Below are 19,477 nucleotides of genomic sequence, written 5' to 3'. Positions count from 1 at the left end.
CTCCTAGCATCATTTTTTGTCTTCTGCTTTGTTTTCCGTCTTAGGAACGGCAGCGCCTTTTTTCTTAATACCAGAAGCATAGAGACGATAGTTATCGTTTCGTCCAATAGCTGAATAGGTCACCACAATGTCTGTTAGTTCTACTTCTTCACGGTAGTTGAGATTAAGGTCAGCGATTTCTTGTTCTGACATATCCACGATAGTGAAAAAGAGCGTTTCGTGTTGGTTGGCAGAATGGATACCAACCGTAATACCACGAATTTCCCCTGTTGGAACTTGGGCGAAAGATCCATCATCATTTCGTTGGCTACGATCCGCTTCATAAATGAGTTCTGCACCTTCCAAACTGCGGAAAGTCAATTTGCCAAAGACTTCATCTAGCTTTAAGGCATCAGTAATAACGCGGTAGCTTTTATCAACAATCTGTAGTTTTTCTCCAAAGTTTAATCCAGTTTTAGCCATAGTTTTCTAATTCCTTTCTTATTTTACAATTTCCAGTTTTTCAGCAAAGACATTGAGTGCAGGTGCTACGTTGGTACCATTTACTGCACGGTCTGGGAAGAAAATCGGGTTGATTACTTTGACTTGTGTATCTTCATCAAAGATTGTGTTTGTGGCAGGTGTGATGACGTGGAACGAACCATGTACCTGACTATTCAGGACGTGTCGTTGGTATTTCCCTTCTTTTCCAAAAATGGTACGTGGCGCATTGCCAAGTTTTTCATAATAAGAAGTTCCGATAAATTCAGGTTTCATAACAAGTGTTTCAGGAATCATAAGTATTCTCCGTTTCTATATTTGAGTAATAAAAAAATCAGCATATAACAGGGCTGACTTGAGCAAAGTAAAAGCGATTGATTTTGTTTTTGTAGATTTGACTATAATAAGTCAATTCAGCAAGCGGATAGCCAGTTGACTTGAATTTCTTGACGAGCGTGTCAATTTCTTCTTTGGCAGCACTAAAGAGACTTGCTTGCAGGTCTAAGCTGTGAGCGTACATTTTATGTGTAAAGAGGTAATTTTGATAGTGACGCTCTAAGCATTGTTCAAAATATGAGGTCATAAATGCCTCCTTTCTTTATTGTAAAAACAAAAGCTACTAGAAAAATCCAGTAGCTTTAGCATAGACTATTCCCGAGAAATAAAGAGAAGTGGTCCGTTTGAAAAAGAGTTATTTGGTTGAAAGACCTATCTAGGAACTAGACAAACCTTTCACGGTGGCAACGTTTAGCAAGGTGCTTTGCGTCAATTACCATCGCTTTCCCAGCCAATCATCCAGGTAGTCATTATCACGCCTGTCACGATTCTCTTACGCCCTTTGGCGAAGCCGGTTCACTTTACTATTCGGAAAAGTGCGAAAGTCCGAAATGCGTGTGAGCCCACAATTCCTAGAATTGTTTTACTATCTCAACTTCAACCACAAACGGACTTGACTTTTCTTATCAAAACAATTACAATAAAGATACGAAGTTTAGTGTAGTTTGATAGTCAGTCCTCTGGTTGTCAGACGCACTTTTTTATTAAGTTATCAATGATCGATGCCAATGTTCCAAACTTGGTGTTAAATTTTTAACTAGAATATAACCATTGGCTATGAATATATAATATAACTATTAGTTATATTTGTCAACGGTTTTTTGAAAAATTTTTATATTTTTTTGAAGGACGCACAAATGAAATTTACAGAACGCCTGAAAACACTAAGGAAACAAGCGAATCTTACACAAAAAGAGCTAGCTGAGAAAATAGGAATTTCTCAACCAGCTTATGGCGATTGGGAGCGAGGAGTAAAAAAACCTACCCAAGATAATCTCGTCAAGATTGCAAAAATCTTCAACGTATCGCTAGATAGCTTGCTAGGTAATGAAGTAGAGCAGGAAGACGAATTAGCAAATGTCGAATTGTTATTCCGCATGACTTCTGATGGACTAACAGAAGAAGAAAAAACCGTCTTCCGTGAAGAACTCATCGAGTTCATGAAAGAACGAAAAAAAGCGTTTGAGGAAAAAAGATAAAAAGAGGATTTTATGAAATGTACTGAGTTAGTGAAACATACAGTTACCACTCTTAATGAAGATAGTTTTGAAACTCTAAAGAAATTGTTAATAAATGAATATATTTATTTCTCTATTATCAATGATAATGACGTTACCAAAGATATCTTGGCCGAAAAAATATGTGATTACTTTGAAAAATTATTTTTTAAAATGGATGATAACTGGGATAGATTTCTAAAAAAATACTTCAAAGTAATTGATTCTAAAATTAGTTCAAGAATATTGCCAACAACTAAATCTAAACCAAATCCATGTAGAGCAAGAAAATATTATGAACATGCTAAGAAGAATCTAAAAGACAATCAAGTCCTATCCCCAGGTCAGTTTGTTGGCTGCTATAGAATAATGTTTTGCTTATATGATTCAATTATTAATAACGATGGCCAGATAATTGAAAATTTTGATTATACCTTAAGTAAAATAAATATAACGAGTGTTCTTTTAAATCTATCGAATACAACTTTTAATGGTCAGAATAAGTATATAAAAAAAGTTAAAGACATTTTAAACGAGAACGAGTTATATACGCGAGAAAATGGAATATTGGTATTATCAATAATCATATTACACAAATTTATGGATAATAGAATTCTTGGGGAACATTTTAATGGCTGACATCTTAAACATTAGTAATTTGGAACAACTTCAACAATTTGTCAATAAAGATCAAATTATGGAGATAGTTATTCGTGGGAAAAAAAGAAAATTTAAAAATTTTCAAAAAGTTGCATTCAACAATTTACAACAAAATGAAATAACATCATTAGTTAAAAATGCAATTAACATGGTAGGAGAAAACAACCAAATCTTAACTCAGAACTTAGAATTAATTCAAAGAGTTATAGCTTTTCAGAATTTAGGATTGGTTTTGAATGGGGTAAATCTAGCGGCAACTACAGCAGGTTTTGCTATTATGTATGCCAAGTTAAATAGACTCAGCAAGGATATAAACCAACAATTTAGAGAGTTAAATAATACCGTAAAGCACGGTCATGAAGTATATTCGTCTTTTGAATTTGATAAGGTTTTAGGAGACTACACTGATATGCTAGATTGTAGAAGGCGGCAACAACCATATTCCGAAGAGAAAATGAGGGTATTAGTTGATCAAATCTATAGTGTACTTAATTTGTTGATTGAAATTTTTCAAAGAGGAATTTCTGTAAACAATAATGACTTAATTACGTCTATTTTTTCATTATTATCCATGCTGACAGTGTCAATAAAATTTTTTGATGAGCAGTATTATTTTAACAATAAAGAAGTTTTGTCGAATCAGTCAGCATGGCATTCTTCACATGAAAAATGGATGAGTGTATATAATCGATTAAGTTCAGCTTGGTTTGCTGAAAAACTCCAAGACTATGCATATTTTGAAGCAAATTTAACTGTACTTGTAGTTGACGTCTATTATATCGAACTAATGAATCAGATTATAGAACTACAAAACGAAGTAGTAGATAACCAACAGTTAATACAATTAATTAATGATACAGGCATTCTAAAAACTGTACATGAATCCATAAGTCAGGAAGTTAGCGAAGTAATTAAAAGTACAGTTACAGATACACTTTCTGAAATAGATACACCAGAATCAATAGAAGCCCAAAAAATACTTTTTGAGCAAGCTGCATTACTTTAATAGGGAATAGTTAAAACTGTGAATATCGAAATCAAAAATGTACTAGACCAACTTTTTTATGTTTGTGGTAAGGCTGGATTGAATAATAAAATACCTAATTTCAAAATCTTGGTCATTAAGGAAATACTGTCTTTTATTGACTACATTACTATTGGTAATTCCACAGAGAGAATCAACTTTTTCAAATCTATATATTTTACAGAGGAAGTTGGAACTATTCCGAATATACAAGATGGATACACTCCAGAATTTTTCAGTTCACTTTCGGATGGAAATAGAAATTTGATAGGGGAAACCTATGTCAATGTAATAATTTCTATTGGGAAGTATTACCTAGTCAACAATAATACTAAGAGTAATACAGATTCAGAGAAATTTTTGTCCTATTTATCAACGTTGAATAAGTCATTTGTTAATCAGGATAAACAGGCTAGAGGTGGTGAAGACAGCATAAATAAATATGAAAACTCCGTTGATAATGAAAGTTCATTAGTTGAACACAGTAGTGGCGAAGAAACTTTAGAAGAATTGTTAGACCGATTAGATAAATTGATTGGACTAGATGGTGTTAAATTTGAAATCAGGACCCTAACGAATATTTTGAAAGTAAATAAGATTCGTGAGAATCGAGGCTTAAAAATCCCTGTATTATCAAAACATTTAGTCTTTTTAGGGAACCCAGGAACTGGAAAAACAACGGTTGCTAGATTAGTTGCAAAAATTTACAAACAATTAGGTGTGCTGAAGAAAGGACAGTTGGTCGAGGTTGACCGGGCAGGTTTGGTTGCAGGTTACGTCGGACAGACAGCACTTAAAACTCAAGAAAAAATTCAAGAAGCTATGGGAGGTATCTTATTTATTGATGAAGCTTATACTTTGGCAAAGGGGGGGACAGATTTCGGGCAGGAAGCAATAGATACTTTATTAAAAGCTATGGAAGACAATCGGGATGAATTTGTATTAATTGTTGCAGGTTATAATGAACCAATGAATAGATTTCTAGATTCAAACCCTGGGTTGAAGTCAAGATTTAATAAAAGTATCTTTTTTGATGACTATACTCCAGAACAACTTTTTTCAATTTTAGTACTTCTTTGTGATTCAAACGATGTAAAATTGGAAGAGGATACTATTCCGATGATGAAGGACTACTTTAAAAAAATTTGTGAAGAAAAAACAGAGAATTTTGCGAACGGTCGAGAAGTTAGGAACCTATTTGAAAGAGCATTCTCAAATCAAGCAAATCGTATTGCAAGCTTAGATACGATAACTGATAATGATTTACAAGAGATTAAATTTGAGGATTTTGGTATATAGAATACAAATCGAATAATTGTAAAAAGGTTCAGAGTTACTTCTGAATCTTTTTTATTCTTCAACTCCATACTCTTTCAATTCTTTCTCATACGCCTCGCTACCTTTTCGATAGTATTGGCGTTCTGAACCTGTGATATTTGCTGTTATGACTCCATCCTCATATTCGTATTCAACAGTAGGGTCTGAGAATCCTTCAATGGTGAATGTTTGTGAGTCGGTATCGATAGTCATATTTGTCGTGGAGCCTTCAGCATCTACGGTACCTGTATCACCATCAATCGTAATGACTAGATCAGTACCGTAGTCTCCAATTTCGTAATACTCTCCATTCATGCTTTCCTCGCTTGAACAAGCTACCAGGAACAAGCTAATAGCAGTAAGTGCAAGTAAACTTAGTAGTCTTCTCATATGATTGTACCTCCTATTTGGTTTTATTTTAGACTAATTTTGTTACAAAATGATTAAGTGGAGTGACTTGAATAATTTTCTAGTGGACATTGGTCCACTTTTATTATATAATTTTGTCAGTTGAATAACTGACAAATAATTTTGACTTGCTGAGAGGTATGATGTGAGAGAAGTTTATGCTAGAGTTACCCAAATTGCAAGAAAACATTTGTATCAATTCATGAAAGATAATCAGATTTCACCGCTGACTTATCGCTTTGATTATTATTTTGATACCTGTGTTGAGGTTTATGATATTAAGATTTTGGAACATCATTTTTCTAATCGCAAGATTGAAGGGCTGACTATGATTGATGATGAGGGGATCTCCTTTTCTTATGAGAAGGAGAATCCTATTGTCAAGCAGAATTTTACCAAGTGTCATGAATTGGGACATTTTATCCTTGGTCATGACGGTAATATGTTTACGGAATTGAGTACTGGTAGTGAGTCAAGACTTGAGACAGAAGCAAATCTCTTTTCTGCTGTTATTCTTATGCCAGATATTGTGCTTTTGTCCAATGTTTATTATCGCAAATCTCGATTTAGTAAGATTTTGTCGGACCTAGTAGTATCATCGGAGGCGCTTATCTATCGCTTGAGGGATATGTTTCGTTATTACTTGGATAGTAATTATCAGGACATCAATCAGGCGATTAGTGATTATCGACTAAATAATAACAGGTTAATTCTTGAATTATTTGGGCAAATTAAAGATGAAATAGAAGCAGAATATAAAGCAGTTAGTGTGAATCCACTTGTGGCAATATTATCTGCTTTAGAAACAAACAATTTTGTCTCAAGTAGTGATTTTCCAGATTTGCTAGAGAATGACTTTCGCAAAAATTTAGAACAAATAGATTCTAATATAGGAACCTGGACATTGTTTGACTTTGGAAAAAAGATAGGATATGCCTGGGATAAAGAAAAAATGACCAAACAACAAGCTCAATCACGAGCTAAAACCATTCTTCTACTAGAAAAGAGGTAAGTATGTATTATCCTGAAAAATTGATTGAACGGCGAAAAGAATTGAAGATGAATCAATCGGAGTTAGCAAGAGCCATTGGCATCTCTAGGCAATCCTATTCTGCCTGGGAAAAAGGAAGTTCTCAACCGAATAAAGATAATTTAGAAAAGCTAGAGAAGCTTTTGAGAGTTCCGACAGGCTTTCTAACGGAAAATAAAATATCGACTCTATATCGTCAGCTGAATGAACCGAATCAGGAGAAGGCGTTGGACTATGTTCAGGATTTGGTTATCAATCAAAACAAAATCATCAGCATTGTCAATGAGCAACCACGATTTGCTTACAAGGTTTATGAGCGTATGTCCGCTGGTATCGGCGCTTCTGTTTATGATGATAAAGACTACGATACGGTTTATTTTGATGAAGAGTTGCCTCACGATTTTGCCTCTTGGATTGAGGGGGATTCTATGGAGCCGACCTATCACAATCATGACGTGGCTCTCATTCGTGAAACTGGCTTTGACTATGACGGTGCTGTCTATGCCGTAGTCTGGAATGACCAAACCTATATCAAGAAAGTCTATTGTGAAAAAGAAGGACTTCGTCTTGTTTCTATCAATAAGGACTACAAAGACAAGTTTGCACCATTCGACGACAATCCTCGAATTGTTGGGAAAATTGTAGGAGCCTTTACACCTTTGGAGGTATGAGATGGGCTATTTTGATTATTCACGGGAGCCAAAGTCTGATATTGCCTTTGTGGATATGAAATCCTTTTACGCTAGCGTGGAATGTGTGGAGCGAGGCCTGCATCCCCTGAAAACCTCCCTCTGTGTCATGAGCAGGGCGGATAATTCCAATGGCTTGATTTTGGCATCGTCACCAATGTTTAAAAAAATCTTTGGCAAATCAAATGTTGGAAGAAGTTATGACCTGCCTTTTGATATCCATACGAGAAAGTTTTCTTATTACAATGCTAAAAGACAAGGATTGCCAACAACGCCTGAATACGTTCGCTACATTGAGGAGTGGGCCAAGATAACTTATATTGTTCCACCACGTATGGATATCTATATAAAGAAAAATATGGAAATCCAACATATCTTTCAGAATTATGCTAGCCCTAGTGATATCCTCCCCTACTCTATTGATGAAGGTTTTATTGATCTGACCTCGTCCCTGAATTACTTTATTCCTGGTAAGACGATCAGTCGTAAGGACAAGTTAGACATGATATCCTCACGGATTCAACGGGATATTTGGCGACAAACGGGGATATATTCTACCGTAGGCATGTCCAATAGCAACCCTCTTTTGGCCAAATTGGCGCTGGATAATGAAGCCAAGAAGACACTAACCATGCGAGCAAATTGGTCCTATGAGGATGTGGAAATAAAGGTTTGGGGCATTCCTAACCTAACAGACTTCTGGGGAATAGGTCATCGTACAGAGAAACGACTGAACAAGTTAGGCATATACTCAATCAAGGAGTTAGCTAATTTTAATCCAGACATCCTCAAAAAGGAATTTGGTGTGGTAGGGGTAGACTTATTTTTTCATGCTAATGGGATAGATGAAAGTAATGTTCATAAACCTTATAAACCAAAGTCAAATGGTTTAGGAAATTCTCAGGTTTTGCCGAGAGACTATATCAGACAAACTGATATGGAACTTGTTTTACGGGAAATGGCTGAGCAGGTAGCTATACGACTTAGACGAGCTCATAAGAAAACAACTAGGGTATCAATTGGAGTTGGCTATTCAGCTAGCGAAGGGAAACGTCCTATCAATGCACAGATGAAGATAGAACCGACAAATTTGACAAGAGAACTTGCCAACTATGTTATTGGTCTCTTTCGGAAGAAATATTCAGAAGGAGCAGTCAGGACCATTTCTGTCTACTATTCAGGCTTTGTGGACGAGTCTTATGGTCTGATTTCCCTCTTTGACGATGTCGAAAAAATAGAAAAAGAAGAAAGGCTCCAATCAGCAATTGACACCATCCGCAATCAATTTGGCTTTACCCTTATCCAGAAAGGATCCTCCTTACTTGAGGCATCCAGGAGTGTCGAGCGCAGCAAATTAATTGGTGGGCATTCAGCTGGTGGATTGGACGGACTAAAATGATTGATCGTATGTATCTCCCTTTCCAGTCAGCAAGGGAACACCAGGATCGTGGCATGATGAAGTGGATGGGCTTCTTCTTATCCGAGCACACGACTTCACTGACTGATGATAAGAACAAAGTTGACATGACGCAAACACTTACCAAAGCAGAAAAGCTGACCTTAATAGGCCAGCTCTATGCAGGAGGTCTAACAGGAATGTTTGTCGTCAAATTAGGGAAAGTGAAGGAAACCCATATTGGGCAAGTGACTGAAATTGACGTTAAGGAAATCACTATCAAATCAAGTGAGAAATACCACTTGATTCAGGTAGATGATATTTTAGAAATCAGCATGATAGAGGAGTTGGACGATGAGTAGAAAAGAAATTTATGACGACAAATTGCAGTTTGATTACTTCTCGGATTCCTACATGAAATTTGAAGAAGACTTCTACAAGTACTCAAACATGGACATCCCCTTGACCTTTCTAACTGATGACATCCTCCGTGAAATGGCTATGAGCCAGAAGAACTATTTTAAGCTCAATAAGGAGAATAGCAAGGATGGGAGGGAGCATTATTTTTATTTTCAGATAGAATCCAGTAAAGAAAATCGAACGATAAGGTGTTACAGATATCATGGGAGTACATTTTCTGAACAAAAAGTGGTTAAAATATGCTAATTTTTACCGTCGCAAATATGATATAATTTTATTATAAAAATAGAGAGGCATCGATAATGTCAAATAAACTAGAACTTACCTGGGTTGGTAAGAACGACGAGATAAAGGTTGAGCCACGGTTATTGATTGAAGATAAGGAAAAATCTAACTGTGTCAATGACCCAGAAACAGAGAATATGATTATTCATGGCGATAATCTCCTTGCATTAAAAGCTTGGAAAATAAGTATGCTGGGAAAGTGAAGTGTATTTACATCGACCCACCTTATAATATTGGGGCCGCTTTTGAACATTATGATGACAATGTAGAACATAGTACTTGGTTAAGTTTAATACGTCCAAGACTTGAAATATTATGGAAGCTATTAGATCCAGAGGATGGAAGTATTTGGATTAGTATCGATGATAATGAACAGGCATATATGAAGGTGCTATGTGATGAGTTATTTGGTCGGACTAGCTTTGTTGCACAAATTGTATGGCAGAAAAGATATTCTAGAGAAAATAGAGAGTCCATTGGAGATGTTCATGAATATATTTTAGTTTATGCAATAAATAAACTAAAATTTAAGAATAATAGAAATCTAGTTCCTATGACTGAACAGCAGGCTAAGGTTTATAAAAATCCTAATAACGACCCTAGAGGAAGGTGGCGTCCTGTTCCTATGACTGCTCAGGCAGGACATGCAACTCCAGAACAATTTTATGAGATAGTTGCACCTGGTGGTAAAGTTCACACCCCACCTGCGGGTAGATGCTGGTCTTTATCCAAAAAAACATTCGAAGAATTGTTGGCAGGCGGACGAATTTATTTTGGCAAAGATAATAATAGTCAACCAAATAAAATTAGGTATTTATCTGAAGTTCCTGGGGTTGCTCCGTGGACTTGGTGGCCAAGTGATGAGGTAGGGCATACTGATTCTGCCAAGAAGGAAATTATGAGTATATTCGGCAAAGAAAGTATATTCGATACTCCGAAACCTGAAACTCTAATTGAGCGAATTATTCATATTGCCTCTAATCCAGATGATTTAATTTTAGACTCCTTCCTTGGTTCTGGCACAACAGCCGCAGTCGCTCATAAGATGAATCGGAAATATATTGGTATAGAAATGGGTGACCATGCCTATACGCATTGTAAAGTCCGTTTGGATAAAGTGATAGATGGTATTGATCAAGGCGGTATTTCAAAAAATATAGAATGGCAAGGTGGCGGAGCTTATAAATTCTACGAGCTAGCTCCATCTTTAATAAATAAAGATGCTTTTGATGAGTATGTGATTAACTCGGACTATGATGCGGATATGCTAGCCAGTGCGGTTGCCTTACACGAAGGTTTTACTTATCAGCCAGATAGCGAACAATTTTGGAAGCAGTCGATAGGGAATGAAAACTCATATCTATTTGTATCTACTCGTCATCTTGATATTGGATTTATAGATGCCATTCAATCCGCTATGGAAGACGATGAATTTCTTATCGTAGCATGCAAATCTTTCTCTAAAGAAATTGAAAAACGTTATCCTAATATCACTGTAAAGAAAATTCCTCAAATGCTGCTTGACCGATGCGAATTTAACAAAGAAAACTATAATTTAAATATTATCAACCCACCGATATATGATGATGAGGAGTATGAAGATGAATAATAGATTTCCTCAATATACGACGGATTACATCAGCGGTGTCATGTCACTGCGGACGCCACAAAGAGATTCTCTAAAAATTCTAGAAGAAATTATGAACTCAATTCATATCCAGAAAGGGATGAATTTAAAGGCCGCTCTGGAGAGTGTCAATACACTCTACCCTATTTGTACTGATTTTGAACGGGATTTTATGTCTTTGACATTTGCCCTCGCGACGGGTGTCGGAAAGACTCGCCTAATGGGTGCTTTTATCGCTTATTTTTATACGCAACATAATGTAAAGAATTTCTTTGTTGTCGCACCCAATACGACGATTTATGAAAAGCTAAAAAAAGACCTATCAGATTTCAATCATTCAAAATATGTTTTCAAAGGTTTAGGATGTTTCTTAAATCCACCTCAAATTGTAACGGATGATGACTATAAATCTAAACAGATTTCAATGTTTGAGTCTGATATTCGTATTTTTGTCTTTAATATTGATAAATTCAATAAAGATGAAGCCAATATGCGTAAGCTTAATGAAATGATTGGTGATTCATTTTATCAGTATCTTGCCTCACTACCAGACCTTGTTTTGATTATGGATGAGTCTCACCATTATCGGGCAGATAAGGGGATTCAAGCTTTGAATGACTTGAAGCCCATGCTAGGAGTCGAACTAACTGCCACCCCACTTGTAGGTAAAGGAAAAAAACAAGAAAAATTCAAAAATGTCGTTTATGAGTATCCATTATCGAAAGCAATCGAAGATGGTTACACTCGGACCCCTTATGCTGCGACACGCTCTGATATAGATTTTTTTAATTTCGGAGTAGAAGAGTTGGATAAGACTATGTTATATGATGGGGTTAAATTACATGAGCGAACAAAGTTAGAGCTAGAAACTTATGCGATAAATAACAGTACGGAAGAGAACCCTATTCGTACGGTGAAACCGTTTATGATGGTAGTTTGTAAGGATACTGACCACGCAAAGTGGGTCGAAACGTTTGTTACTTCTGATGAGTTTAGAGATGGCATTTATCGTAATAAGACCATTACTGTCCACTCAAAGAAGACTGGTGCAGAAAGCGAAGCTAACAATAAACTTTTATTGGAAATTGAACGTAGTGATAATCCGATAGAGATTGTGATTCATGTTAATATGCTTAAAGAAGGGTGGGATGTAAATAATCTTTATACAATCGTACCTCTACGTACAGCCGCATCTAAAATTCTTAGGGAACAAATGGTAGGTCGTGGTTTGCGACTGCCATACGGGAAGCGTACTGGAGATTCAATTGTTGATGCTGTCTATCTCACTGCTCATGATAAGTTCCAAGAAATCATTGAAGAAGCTCAACAAGGAGATTCGATTTTTAAAGCTGGTAATATTATCACCATCGAAGATATTGAAACTAAAACATCAACTACTCAACTGTCGTTTGAATTTGAAAAAAATGATATACGTGAAAATGCCTATAAATCTTTGAATATAACAAGAACAGATTCAATAGACAAAGTTATTGATAAGACTTCTGAACTAGTTCAAACGGAACTAGCTAAAGAAATCCAAGAGAAGAAGACTGTAAACTTAACCTCAGAACAAATGAGGAGTGTCGTTGATCGGATTAAGGAAAAAGTAAATGGGGATAAAGATTTAGGTGAAGTCTATAGAGAAAATGAAAATCCTTTTTCTCATTGGCTTGATAAAAATATTGAGGAAGTTCATCAACAAGCTATCAATAAATTTATTCCTATTCCTAGATTGAAGGTAACTGATAAAGGTGTTGAAGAATATGGATTTGCTGATTTTGATTTAGATTTAGCAACGTTTACACATACACCTATTAATAATGAATTAGTCATTCAGAATTTAGCAAACCTTTCAGATTTAGAACGACTGTCTAGTGATGCTATTAACTTTGATGGTTACAATCCTAAAAAGGCTTTACTTGAGATACTAAGAGAAAAACCAGAAATTGATTATGAAAAATGTTCTGATTTACTCTTTAAACTGATTACACAAGTTTGTGATCATTACGAGAACAAGTATAGTAGTAATATCATGAGAAATATTATTATGATGTTCAAAAAAGATATTGCTCAAAAAATCTATTCTCAAATGCTTCTAGAAGACCATTTCTATACCACGAATGGTTGTCTTGAGGAGAGTGTCTCTGGGACAAGTAGTTGTAATATTAGCCAATCTTATACATGGACAGAACATGTGGACTTCTATAGTGATTCGTATGAATCTGGAATTAAGTCTGTTTTATTTGAAGGCATTAAAAAAGGAGTTTTTAGTACAACTAAGTTTGATAGTAAGCCAGAGCTAATTTTGGCTCGAGTTCTGGAACATGATACAACTGTTCAAAATTGGCTTCGCCCTGCACCAGCAGAATTTAATATTACATATAACAGAGGTAAACGCTACGAACCTGATTTTGTTGTTGAAACTAAAGAAAGTTTCTATTTGATTGAGGTAAAAGGGGAAGATAAATTAGAAAATGCAGATGTCATAGCTAAAAGTATGAGAGCAGTTCAATTTTGTGACGTTGCCACTAACTGGGCAATGGCAAATGGCAGAAAGCCATGGAAATACCTTTTCATTCCATCTCAACAAATTCAAGCAAGCTCTAGTTTTACAAATTTGGCTGAAAGATATGGAAAAGTAGTTGATAAAAGCGAGAAGGAATACTAAGTAATGGTGCGATTATGAAAAATGCTCAAAATAGTCTAAAGCTGTAGCTATTAAATTGGTTAATGGTAATTTCTATTGTGGTTGTGGGAATATAAAATATGATACAAATAATTCTCGTAAAAATTAATAGAGAAAGTATGGTGTTAAATTGGATTATGTAGCTAGATTACATTTAAAAACTAATACAGATTTTAGGCAGGAAATGGTAGATTTTTGCTTGAATAATTCAGAACAATATGTTGGAATTGGTTGGAGCAGATTAAGTGAAGGTATTAAATCTAACGATTTTCAAGAATACTACAATCGTATAAAACAAGAAAGTGGTAAAGCGAATCCAGCAATTAATATTTTTCAAAATGCAAAGGTCGATGATTTATTTTGGACTCGAGATTTAAATGGAATTTATTGGATTTGTAGGGTTAAATCACGAGCAGAAGTTATTTGTGATAAACTTATGGATATAGGATCACTTATTCCAGTTGAGGCCTATAATTTCGGAATGCAGGTTCCGGGACAAATTAAAGCATCCTTCAATAGAGTTAACGGAGGTACAGCAGGATATATTCGTGATAAAATTATAATAGAATACTCAAAGTTAATTTTTAATCTACTATCAAAAAGTAATTATTATAAGGTGATTCCGTCTAAAGGAGCTGTTTTAGATAATTTACCAGCTTTTGATTTAGAAGAACTTGTAATTTCATATCTTCAAATTAAGGAAAATTATTATGTCCTTTCCAATTCAATTGCAAAGAAGTCTACAACCATAAAAATTGAATGTGAGATGATATCAAGAGACATCAATAACCCAAGAAAAGCAGTAGTTCAAGTAAAAGGCAAGAAGGCAAAGGAACTTGACGCTTTAGATTTTAAACAATATGTAGATGAAGGTTATCTAGTATATTTATATGCTCCGAGAGTGATAAATTTAGATAAGATTGAAAATGTAGTTAGGATAGGGGATAACGGTTTATTAGATTTCTATGAAAAGTATAAGTTAATCCTACCAGCATCTATCACTCAGTGGGAAGATTTATTTACTAGTGAGAGTGATTAAGAAGTAGAGATACTAATTTTGATTGCTGAATTTCTTCTATTTTTTTAAACTCTATCTTTTTTTCGTAGACAGTTATAAAGTCGATCAGAATGAACCTTGTAAGTGTATAAGTTAATTCTTACAGACCTAAACTATTCCCCCGTTTAAAAAATATTGATTCAAATTTTATGAAATTAATCAGTAGATATCGTTCTGAAAAGGCTTGATATCACGCTATTTTTAATCTAACTGAAACTCATACTTTCCAAACCAGGCTTGAAAAAGGCCCGTAAAGCGTCACAATTTAGTAAACGTTAAAACTTATTTACACTTATTGAAAGCATTTCGTACCAAAAATACGGGATGCTTTTTCTGTTCACCCCAAAGAATTAAAGTGCATAACTCACCATTCAGATGTACTAATTTACTGAATTCTAGAAGCTTGTGCAAAGCATTATTTAATTGATAGAAGAGTTCAAAAATTAGTAAAAGAACAATTTTTGAAAGTGTTTTCATGTTATAATAATAAATAGTAAAGTTGCATATATCAAACGAATTTTAAAAATTGATATAAGACTTTTACGAAAACAAGAAATCATAAAATATTAAATAGAATATAAAGGGGATTGTTATGTTTGAGAAAAAAACAACAAAATTGATTATTGTTTGTGATGACAAAACTGAAAAATATGCTAATTATTTGCGTCAACTTGTAAGTACAAATGATGATGAAGAAGGTAAGGTAGTCGGGACTGAAGATGGGGCAATTACTGTATCTGTATGGCTTGAGAAGGATTACAAAGCAAATATGGCAACTATTTCATCTAATGAGCATGTACTTTTTATTGGTGAAAATGATGTGAGTAAAAAAGAGATATCAAGTATGTCTGTGAAATTTAATAAATTTGGAATGAAGTATGGTTGGCTTGGCAAACGAGGAATGATGATTGTTTCTGAAGTTATTAGTCAACGAGATACTTATGATAAATTTATTGAATACTGTCGCGGTTACAAAACAGATTTTGAAAAAATTGAATTTTCAAAACCAATTACTGAACAAGCGTTTGATGCAGTTAACGATGTCGTAGGTGGAAATAAAGCGGCTTTAATCGCTGGTGGTGCCCTTTTAGGTTTTTTGGCACCTGGGATTACATTAGCTACGGGTGCAGTGTTAGGTGTTACTCAATTTCTTACTGGAACTGATAAAGAGAAAGTCATGGATCAACAGTATAGAGGTTTGACAGCGATATTATACATGGATGGATTATCTGAATTCTTGGAGGGATAAAGAATGGAAGCCTTTAATGAGGGATATAAATTCTTTGAGAAGAATGCAGGTAATTTTGCAGGACATGCTGCTGGAGTGCATTATATAGACGCTGTAGAATCAGAGATAAAGAAGTTGGTGAATAATCTAAATGGCTTTGAAACAAATGGTGCACGTATAGATACACTAAAGGGAGATGTTGCTGAGTTTTGGCATGCTGGAACCTTTAATGTTAATGCGGCTATTAATTCCTCAAAAAACAGAGTACAGGTGGATCGTAGCCATGATTTTGGGTCTCCTGATATTACGGGAATAAACTTCGATGCTGAATTTGGTTTAAAATATTATAAAAACGGAGCATCCAGTGCAGAACAACAAGCTAAGAGTATTTTTCAATGTTTTAGCGAATATAAATCAAAAGGTGGGAAAGAAAGTTTAGATGTATATTTGGAGAAGAGAAGATACTCAGCAGACACAGTTTTGAGTGATCCGGTTTACTCAGGACAGTACAGAGTAATTCCATCAGACCAGTTAAAAGAAGCGACTTTGTTTTTAGAACGAAAAATAAGAGAAGAGGCGACAAAGCGACCAGAGCAAGTTCATCGCTATGAAGAGACTCTCAAATTACTGAGTGATAAGGTTAAAGACAATGAGGGGAATGAATCGATTGCTTTTTCGGAACAGGAAGCACGTGAACTTGCAAGATTGTCTAAAGAGGGTGGAGTAAATCCTGAGAACGTACATTTAACAACTGAAGAGTTGATTAAGTACGCCGATATATTGAAACAGGCCTACAAGTCTGGCTTAACTGCAGCAACAATATCAATGGCATTGAGAGTTGCTCCTGAAATATGGAATGCAGTAGCTTATCTAATTAAAAATGGAGAAATTGAAGAAGGTCAATTCAAAGAGATAGGATTTGCAGCGATTACAGGTGCAGGCGAAGGATTTGTAAGAGGTACAGTTTCAGCAGCAATTACAGCAAGTTGTAAGGCAGGATTATGTGGTAGTGCAATGAAATCTATTGATCCATCAGTTGTTGGTGCAGTGACAGTATTAGTAATGAATTCAATGAAAAATTCGTATCAAGTCACTACTGGTAACATGAGTAGAGCTGAGATGGTTAATGAATTAATCAAAGAAATGTTTGTAACAACATGTGCTTTATCTATGGGTTCTGTGAGTCAGTCTCTAATTGAAATTCCTGTACTTGGATACATGATTGGTAGTTTTGTAGGATCGATAGCCGGCTCAGTAATTTACTCTTCAATATACAATCCGGTTCTATCATTTTGTGTTGATTCAGGATTTACTCTATTTGGTTTAGTAGACCAAAATTACGAGTTGCCAGAAGAAGTATTAAAAGAAATAGGGATTGAAGTTTTTGAATATGAAAAGTTTGAATACGAACCGTTTGAATATGAGAAGTTTGAATATGAGAAGTTTGAATATGAACAATTTGAGTATGAGAAATTTCATACGATATTCCTAAGACGAGGAGTAATTGGTGTAAATTGTGTAGGCTACATGTAAATATATAGGATTGTCTACTTTAATCAGATTCAAGAGAAAGTTTAAGAATGAAACTAATACCGTACATTTTTATAAATAGAAATTTATTGTCTGTTACCGGCACAAAAAAAGAAGTGTTTTCTAAATGTCTCAAAATTGCAAGAAAATATGGAGAAGTGAGAGGCAGTGATGAAATGTTTAGATGATCTTGAAAGGACAACTGAAGTAAAAGGTAGTCTGATTTATCAAAATGTTGAGAATTCTAGAGGGAACAGACTACCTTTTGCGACTGATGGTTCGTCTGATCCAAGCGGTTGGAAAAAGAATGAAGAAAAGGCTGAAATCATTAGTTCAAATGGCTCTAAATATAACGGTTTCTTTTGGAATCGTAGTCACTTAATTGCGAACAGTCTTGGGGGTAATGCAAAACGTGAAAATCTAATTACTGGCACTCGTACTCAAAATGTTGGTGAAAATGATGGTGGGATGCGTTATACAGAGAAAAAAGCTCAGCAATGGTTAGAGACTCATAAAGAAGGAGGGGTTTTATATTACCAAGCAACTCCTTATTATCATAAAAAGGAACTTATTCCTAGATATGTTATTGTTTCAATGAAATCTTCGGATGGAGAAACCAAGATACAAACGAAAGTAGCTGATTTGCTGTTTCAATCGATCGGAAAGACACCAAAGCAAGAAGGGTGGAAAATTCTTTTCAAACAACAAACCAAAGAAGAAAAAGAGGACGTTCAAACGTTACCACTCGTTATCATTGGCGAACGTGCCGAAGTTGGTGTTAAGAGTGTTGAAAAAGAAACGCAACCGCCAAAAGCTTTTACAGAGGGTACATTATTAACTGCTATGAAAACGGCGAATAAAACGGTTGATGATGAAGAAGCAATCAAGATTTTACAAGAAGTTGAGGGGATTGGAACAGAAGCGACAAGAGCAAGTATTATTGAAGCGTTAAAACAAAAAGAATATATCCAAGTGATTAAGAATAAGCTTGTTGTAACTGAAAAAGGAAAATTATTGTGCCAGGCAGTTGAAAGTCAGCACCTTTTAACGAGTGCTGAAATGACGGCTAAATGGGAAACGTATTTAAAAAAAATCGGTAAAAGAGAAGGCAATCAAGAGAACTTTATTACGAATATCAAAAAATTCATTGTTCATTTACTGGAAGCTGTACCTAACGATATAGAAAAACTAAATTTTTCTGATTACCAGGAACAGAAAGAAAAAGAAGCAGAAAAAAGTATTGTAGGAAAATGTCCTAAGTGTGGCAACAATATTGTATTAAAAAAATCGTTTTATGGTTGTTCAAATTATCCTGAATGTAAGTTTACTTTAGCTGAACATTTTAGAAAGAAAAAACTAACCAAAACGAATGTAAAAGAATTACTGGAGGGAAAAGAAACCCTGGTAAAAGGAATCAAAAACAAAGAGAAAAAGCCCTACAATGCCGTTGTAAAAATTGGGGAAAAGGGATATATTGATTTTATATCTTTCTCAAAATAAACATAAAAGCCCTTTAAAGAGGGCTTTTATATATTAATCACAAATCACTTATCACAAATCACTTATCACAAATCACAAGTGATTTGTGATTGTTGATGATAAAATAAGAATAAGAAGAAATAGAAAGAAGTGAGTGATTGTGGGAAATTTAGGCGCACAAAAAGAAAAACGAAATGATACACCAATCAGTGCAAAAAAAGATATAATGGGAGATAAGACGGTTCGTGTTCGTGCTGACTTGCACCATATCATAAAAATCGAAATAGCAAAGAATGGCGGAAACGTAAAAGAAGTTATGGAAATAAGACTTAGAAGCAAACTTAAGAGTGTGTTGATAGTGCATTATCTTAAAATTTTGTATAATAGGAATTGAAGTTAAATTAGATGCTAAAAATTTGTAATTAAGAAGGAGGGATTCGTCATGTTGGTATTCAAAATGCGTAATGTAGATAAAACATCTACTGTTTAGAAACAGACTAAAAACAGTGATTACGTAGATAAATAAATACGTTAGATTAATTCCTACCAGTGACTAATCTTATGACTTTTTAAACAGATAACTAAAATTACAAACAAATCGTTTAACT

At 34.8% G+C, this 19,477-nt stretch carries 21 protein-coding genes and 1 pseudogene; 18 read left to right on the top strand and 4 right to left on the bottom strand.

Annotated features, from left to right (window positions below):
• Window positions 1-9: 9 nt before the first annotated feature.
• From K6V48_RS06755 to K6V48_RS06745, 3 genes are read right to left on the bottom strand one after another with little or no spacing between them, the layout of a single operon-like run.
• Complete coding sequence (locus K6V48_RS06755; RefSeq protein WP_161516696.1) at window positions 10-462, bottom strand: conjugal transfer protein; 453 nt, start codon at window positions 460-462, stop codon at window positions 10-12.
• Window positions 463-480: 18 nt separating this feature from the next.
• The gene (locus tag K6V48_RS06750) at window positions 481-777 is read right to left on the bottom strand and encodes a cytoplasmic protein (protein WP_222368675.1); all 297 of its coding nucleotides are present in this window, start codon (window positions 775-777) and stop codon (window positions 481-483) included.
• Between the two features lie 37 nt (window positions 778-814).
• Entirely contained in the window at window positions 815-1,063 is a 249-nt protein-coding gene (locus tag K6V48_RS06745) for a hypothetical protein (protein ID WP_220018189.1), read from the bottom strand.
• Window positions 1,064-1,673: 610 nt separating this feature from the next.
• Between K6V48_RS06745 and K6V48_RS06740 the strand changes: the two genes are divergently transcribed.
• From K6V48_RS06740 to K6V48_RS12025, 4 genes are read left to right on the top strand one after another with little or no spacing between them, the layout of a single operon-like run.
• Window positions 1,674-2,015: a helix-turn-helix domain-containing protein gene (locus K6V48_RS06740; RefSeq protein ID WP_222368673.1), complete on the top strand. Its 342-nt coding sequence runs from the start codon at window positions 1,674-1,676 to the stop codon at window positions 2,013-2,015.
• A 12-nt stretch (window positions 2,016-2,027) separates the two neighbouring features.
• Window positions 2,028-2,672, top strand: coding sequence for a hypothetical protein (locus K6V48_RS06735; RefSeq protein WP_222368671.1), 645 nt, complete (start codon window positions 2,028-2,030; stop codon window positions 2,670-2,672).
• Window positions 2,665-3,699, top strand: a complete 1,035-nt coding sequence (locus K6V48_RS06730) for a hypothetical protein (protein WP_222368669.1) — start codon at window positions 2,665-2,667, stop codon at window positions 3,697-3,699. Before K6V48_RS06735 ends, K6V48_RS06730 begins: the two co-directional genes overlap by 8 nt.
• An 18-nt stretch (window positions 3,700-3,717) precedes the next feature.
• Window positions 3,718-5,016 carry an AAA family ATPase gene (locus K6V48_RS12025; protein WP_315863157.1) on the top strand — a complete coding sequence of 433 codons (1,299 nt, stop codon included), beginning with the start codon at window positions 3,718-3,720 and terminating at the stop codon, window positions 5,014-5,016.
• A gap of 51 nt (window positions 5,017-5,067) precedes the next feature.
• On the opposite strand, the gene K6V48_RS06720 is transcribed toward K6V48_RS12025, so the two are convergent.
• Entirely contained in the window at window positions 5,068-5,424 is a 357-nt protein-coding gene (locus K6V48_RS06720; RefSeq protein ID WP_121795918.1) for a hypothetical protein, read from the bottom strand.
• A gap of 163 nt (window positions 5,425-5,587) precedes the next feature.
• Between K6V48_RS06720 and K6V48_RS06715 the strand changes: the two genes are divergently transcribed.
• The 14 genes and pseudogenes from K6V48_RS06715 to K6V48_RS06650 form a co-directional block, all read left to right on the top strand.
• Window positions 5,588-6,454, top strand: coding sequence for an ImmA/IrrE family metallo-endopeptidase (locus K6V48_RS06715; protein WP_222368667.1), 867 nt, complete (start codon window positions 5,588-5,590; stop codon window positions 6,452-6,454).
• A 2-nt stretch (window positions 6,455-6,456) separates the two neighbouring features.
• Window positions 6,457-7,143: an XRE family transcriptional regulator gene (locus K6V48_RS06710; protein ID WP_222368665.1), complete on the top strand. Its 687-nt coding sequence runs from the start codon at window positions 6,457-6,459 to the stop codon at window positions 7,141-7,143.
• Between the two features lies 1 nt (window position 7,144).
• Complete coding sequence (locus tag K6V48_RS06705) at window positions 7,145-8,560, top strand: Y-family DNA polymerase (RefSeq protein WP_222368662.1); 1,416 nt, start codon at window positions 7,145-7,147, stop codon at window positions 8,558-8,560.
• On the top strand, window positions 8,557-8,919 hold the full coding sequence (locus K6V48_RS06700; RefSeq protein ID WP_222368660.1) for a hypothetical protein: 363 nt from the start codon (window positions 8,557-8,559) through the stop codon (window positions 8,917-8,919). Before K6V48_RS06705 ends, K6V48_RS06700 begins: the two co-directional genes overlap by 4 nt.
• Entirely contained in the window at window positions 8,912-9,223 is a 312-nt protein-coding gene (locus K6V48_RS06695) for a DUF5960 family protein (protein ID WP_222368658.1), read from the top strand. The genes K6V48_RS06700 and K6V48_RS06695 overlap by 8 nt, the downstream gene beginning before the upstream one ends.
• Before the next feature lie 56 nt (window positions 9,224-9,279).
• Window positions 9,280-9,465 carry a hypothetical protein gene (locus tag K6V48_RS06690; RefSeq protein WP_261311062.1) on the top strand — a complete coding sequence of 62 codons (186 nt, stop codon included), beginning with the start codon at window positions 9,280-9,282 and terminating at the stop codon, window positions 9,463-9,465.
• Window positions 9,438-10,871, top strand: coding sequence for a site-specific DNA-methyltransferase (locus K6V48_RS11840; protein ID WP_261311061.1), 1,434 nt, complete (start codon window positions 9,438-9,440; stop codon window positions 10,869-10,871). The genes K6V48_RS06690 and K6V48_RS11840 overlap by 28 nt, the downstream gene beginning before the upstream one ends.
• Window positions 10,864-13,557, top strand: a complete 2,694-nt coding sequence (locus K6V48_RS06680) for a DEAD/DEAH box helicase (RefSeq protein ID WP_222368655.1) — start codon at window positions 10,864-10,866, stop codon at window positions 13,555-13,557. The genes K6V48_RS11840 and K6V48_RS06680 overlap by 8 nt, the downstream gene beginning before the upstream one ends.
• A gap of 148 nt (window positions 13,558-13,705) precedes the next feature.
• On the top strand, window positions 13,706-14,614 hold the full coding sequence (locus K6V48_RS11835; protein WP_261311060.1) for a ribonuclease D: 909 nt from the start codon (window positions 13,706-13,708) through the stop codon (window positions 14,612-14,614).
• A 610-nt stretch (window positions 14,615-15,224) separates the two neighbouring features.
• Entirely contained in the window at window positions 15,225-15,881 is a 657-nt protein-coding gene (locus K6V48_RS06670; protein ID WP_172037178.1) for a hypothetical protein, read from the top strand.
• A gap of 3 nt (window positions 15,882-15,884) precedes the next feature.
• Entirely contained in the window at window positions 15,885-17,393 is a 1,509-nt protein-coding gene (locus tag K6V48_RS12145) for a hypothetical protein (RefSeq protein ID WP_222368653.1), read from the top strand.
• 168 nt (window positions 17,394-17,561) lie between these two features.
• Entirely contained in the window at window positions 17,562-18,890 is a 1,329-nt protein-coding gene (locus K6V48_RS06660) for a DNA topoisomerase (RefSeq protein ID WP_222368651.1), read from the top strand.
• Between the two features lie 133 nt (window positions 18,891-19,023).
• Window positions 19,024-19,263 (top strand): peptide-binding protein, encoded by a 240-nt coding sequence (locus K6V48_RS06655; protein ID WP_222368648.1) that lies wholly within the window; start codon window positions 19,024-19,026, stop codon window positions 19,261-19,263.
• A 48-nt stretch (window positions 19,264-19,311) separates the two neighbouring features.
• Window positions 19,312-19,356: pseudogene (locus K6V48_RS06650) on the top strand (23S rRNA methyltransferase attenuation leader peptide); the annotation flags it as partial.
• Between the last annotated feature and the right edge of the window lie 121 nt (window positions 19,357-19,477).

The sequence above is a fragment of the Streptococcus suis genome (genome assembly GCF_019794555.1).
GTDB lineage: Bacteria > Bacillota > Bacilli > Lactobacillales > Streptococcaceae > Streptococcus > Streptococcus suis_AB.
This window is presented reverse-complemented; position numbering and strand designations above follow the sequence as displayed.

Coding starts and splice junctions, on each gene's coding strand:
- K6V48_RS06700 (WP_222368660.1), top strand. CDS start 8,557: ATGATTGATCGTATGTATCTCCCTTTCCAGTCAGCAAGGGAACACCAG.
- K6V48_RS06755 (WP_161516696.1), bottom strand. CDS start 462: ATGGCTAAAACTGGATTAAACTTTGGAGAAAAACTACAGATTGTTGAT.
- K6V48_RS12145 (WP_222368653.1), top strand. CDS start 15,885: ATGGAAGCCTTTAATGAGGGATATAAATTCTTTGAGAAGAATGCAGGT.
- K6V48_RS06660 (WP_222368651.1), top strand. CDS start 17,562: ATGAAATGTTTAGATGATCTTGAAAGGACAACTGAAGTAAAAGGTAGT.
- K6V48_RS06750 (WP_222368675.1), bottom strand. CDS start 777: ATGATTCCTGAAACACTTGTTATGAAACCTGAATTTATCGGAACTTCT.
- K6V48_RS06740 (WP_222368673.1), top strand. CDS start 1,674: ATGAAATTTACAGAACGCCTGAAAACACTAAGGAAACAAGCGAATCTT.
- K6V48_RS06710 (WP_222368665.1), top strand. CDS start 6,457: ATGTATTATCCTGAAAAATTGATTGAACGGCGAAAAGAATTGAAGATG.
- K6V48_RS06745 (WP_220018189.1), bottom strand. CDS start 1,063: ATGACCTCATATTTTGAACAATGCTTAGAGCGTCACTATCAAAATTAC.
- K6V48_RS06670 (WP_172037178.1), top strand. CDS start 15,225: ATGTTTGAGAAAAAAACAACAAAATTGATTATTGTTTGTGATGACAAA.
- K6V48_RS06735 (WP_222368671.1), top strand. CDS start 2,028: ATGAAATGTACTGAGTTAGTGAAACATACAGTTACCACTCTTAATGAA.
- K6V48_RS06680 (WP_222368655.1), top strand. CDS start 10,864: ATGAATAATAGATTTCCTCAATATACGACGGATTACATCAGCGGTGTC.
- K6V48_RS06705 (WP_222368662.1), top strand. CDS start 7,145: ATGGGCTATTTTGATTATTCACGGGAGCCAAAGTCTGATATTGCCTTT.
- K6V48_RS06695 (WP_222368658.1), top strand. CDS start 8,912: ATGAGTAGAAAAGAAATTTATGACGACAAATTGCAGTTTGATTACTTC.
- K6V48_RS06720 (WP_121795918.1), bottom strand. CDS start 5,424: ATGAGAAGACTACTAAGTTTACTTGCACTTACTGCTATTAGCTTGTTC.
- K6V48_RS06690 (WP_261311062.1), top strand. CDS start 9,280: ATGTCAAATAAACTAGAACTTACCTGGGTTGGTAAGAACGACGAGATA.
- K6V48_RS06730 (WP_222368669.1), top strand. CDS start 2,665: ATGGCTGACATCTTAAACATTAGTAATTTGGAACAACTTCAACAATTT.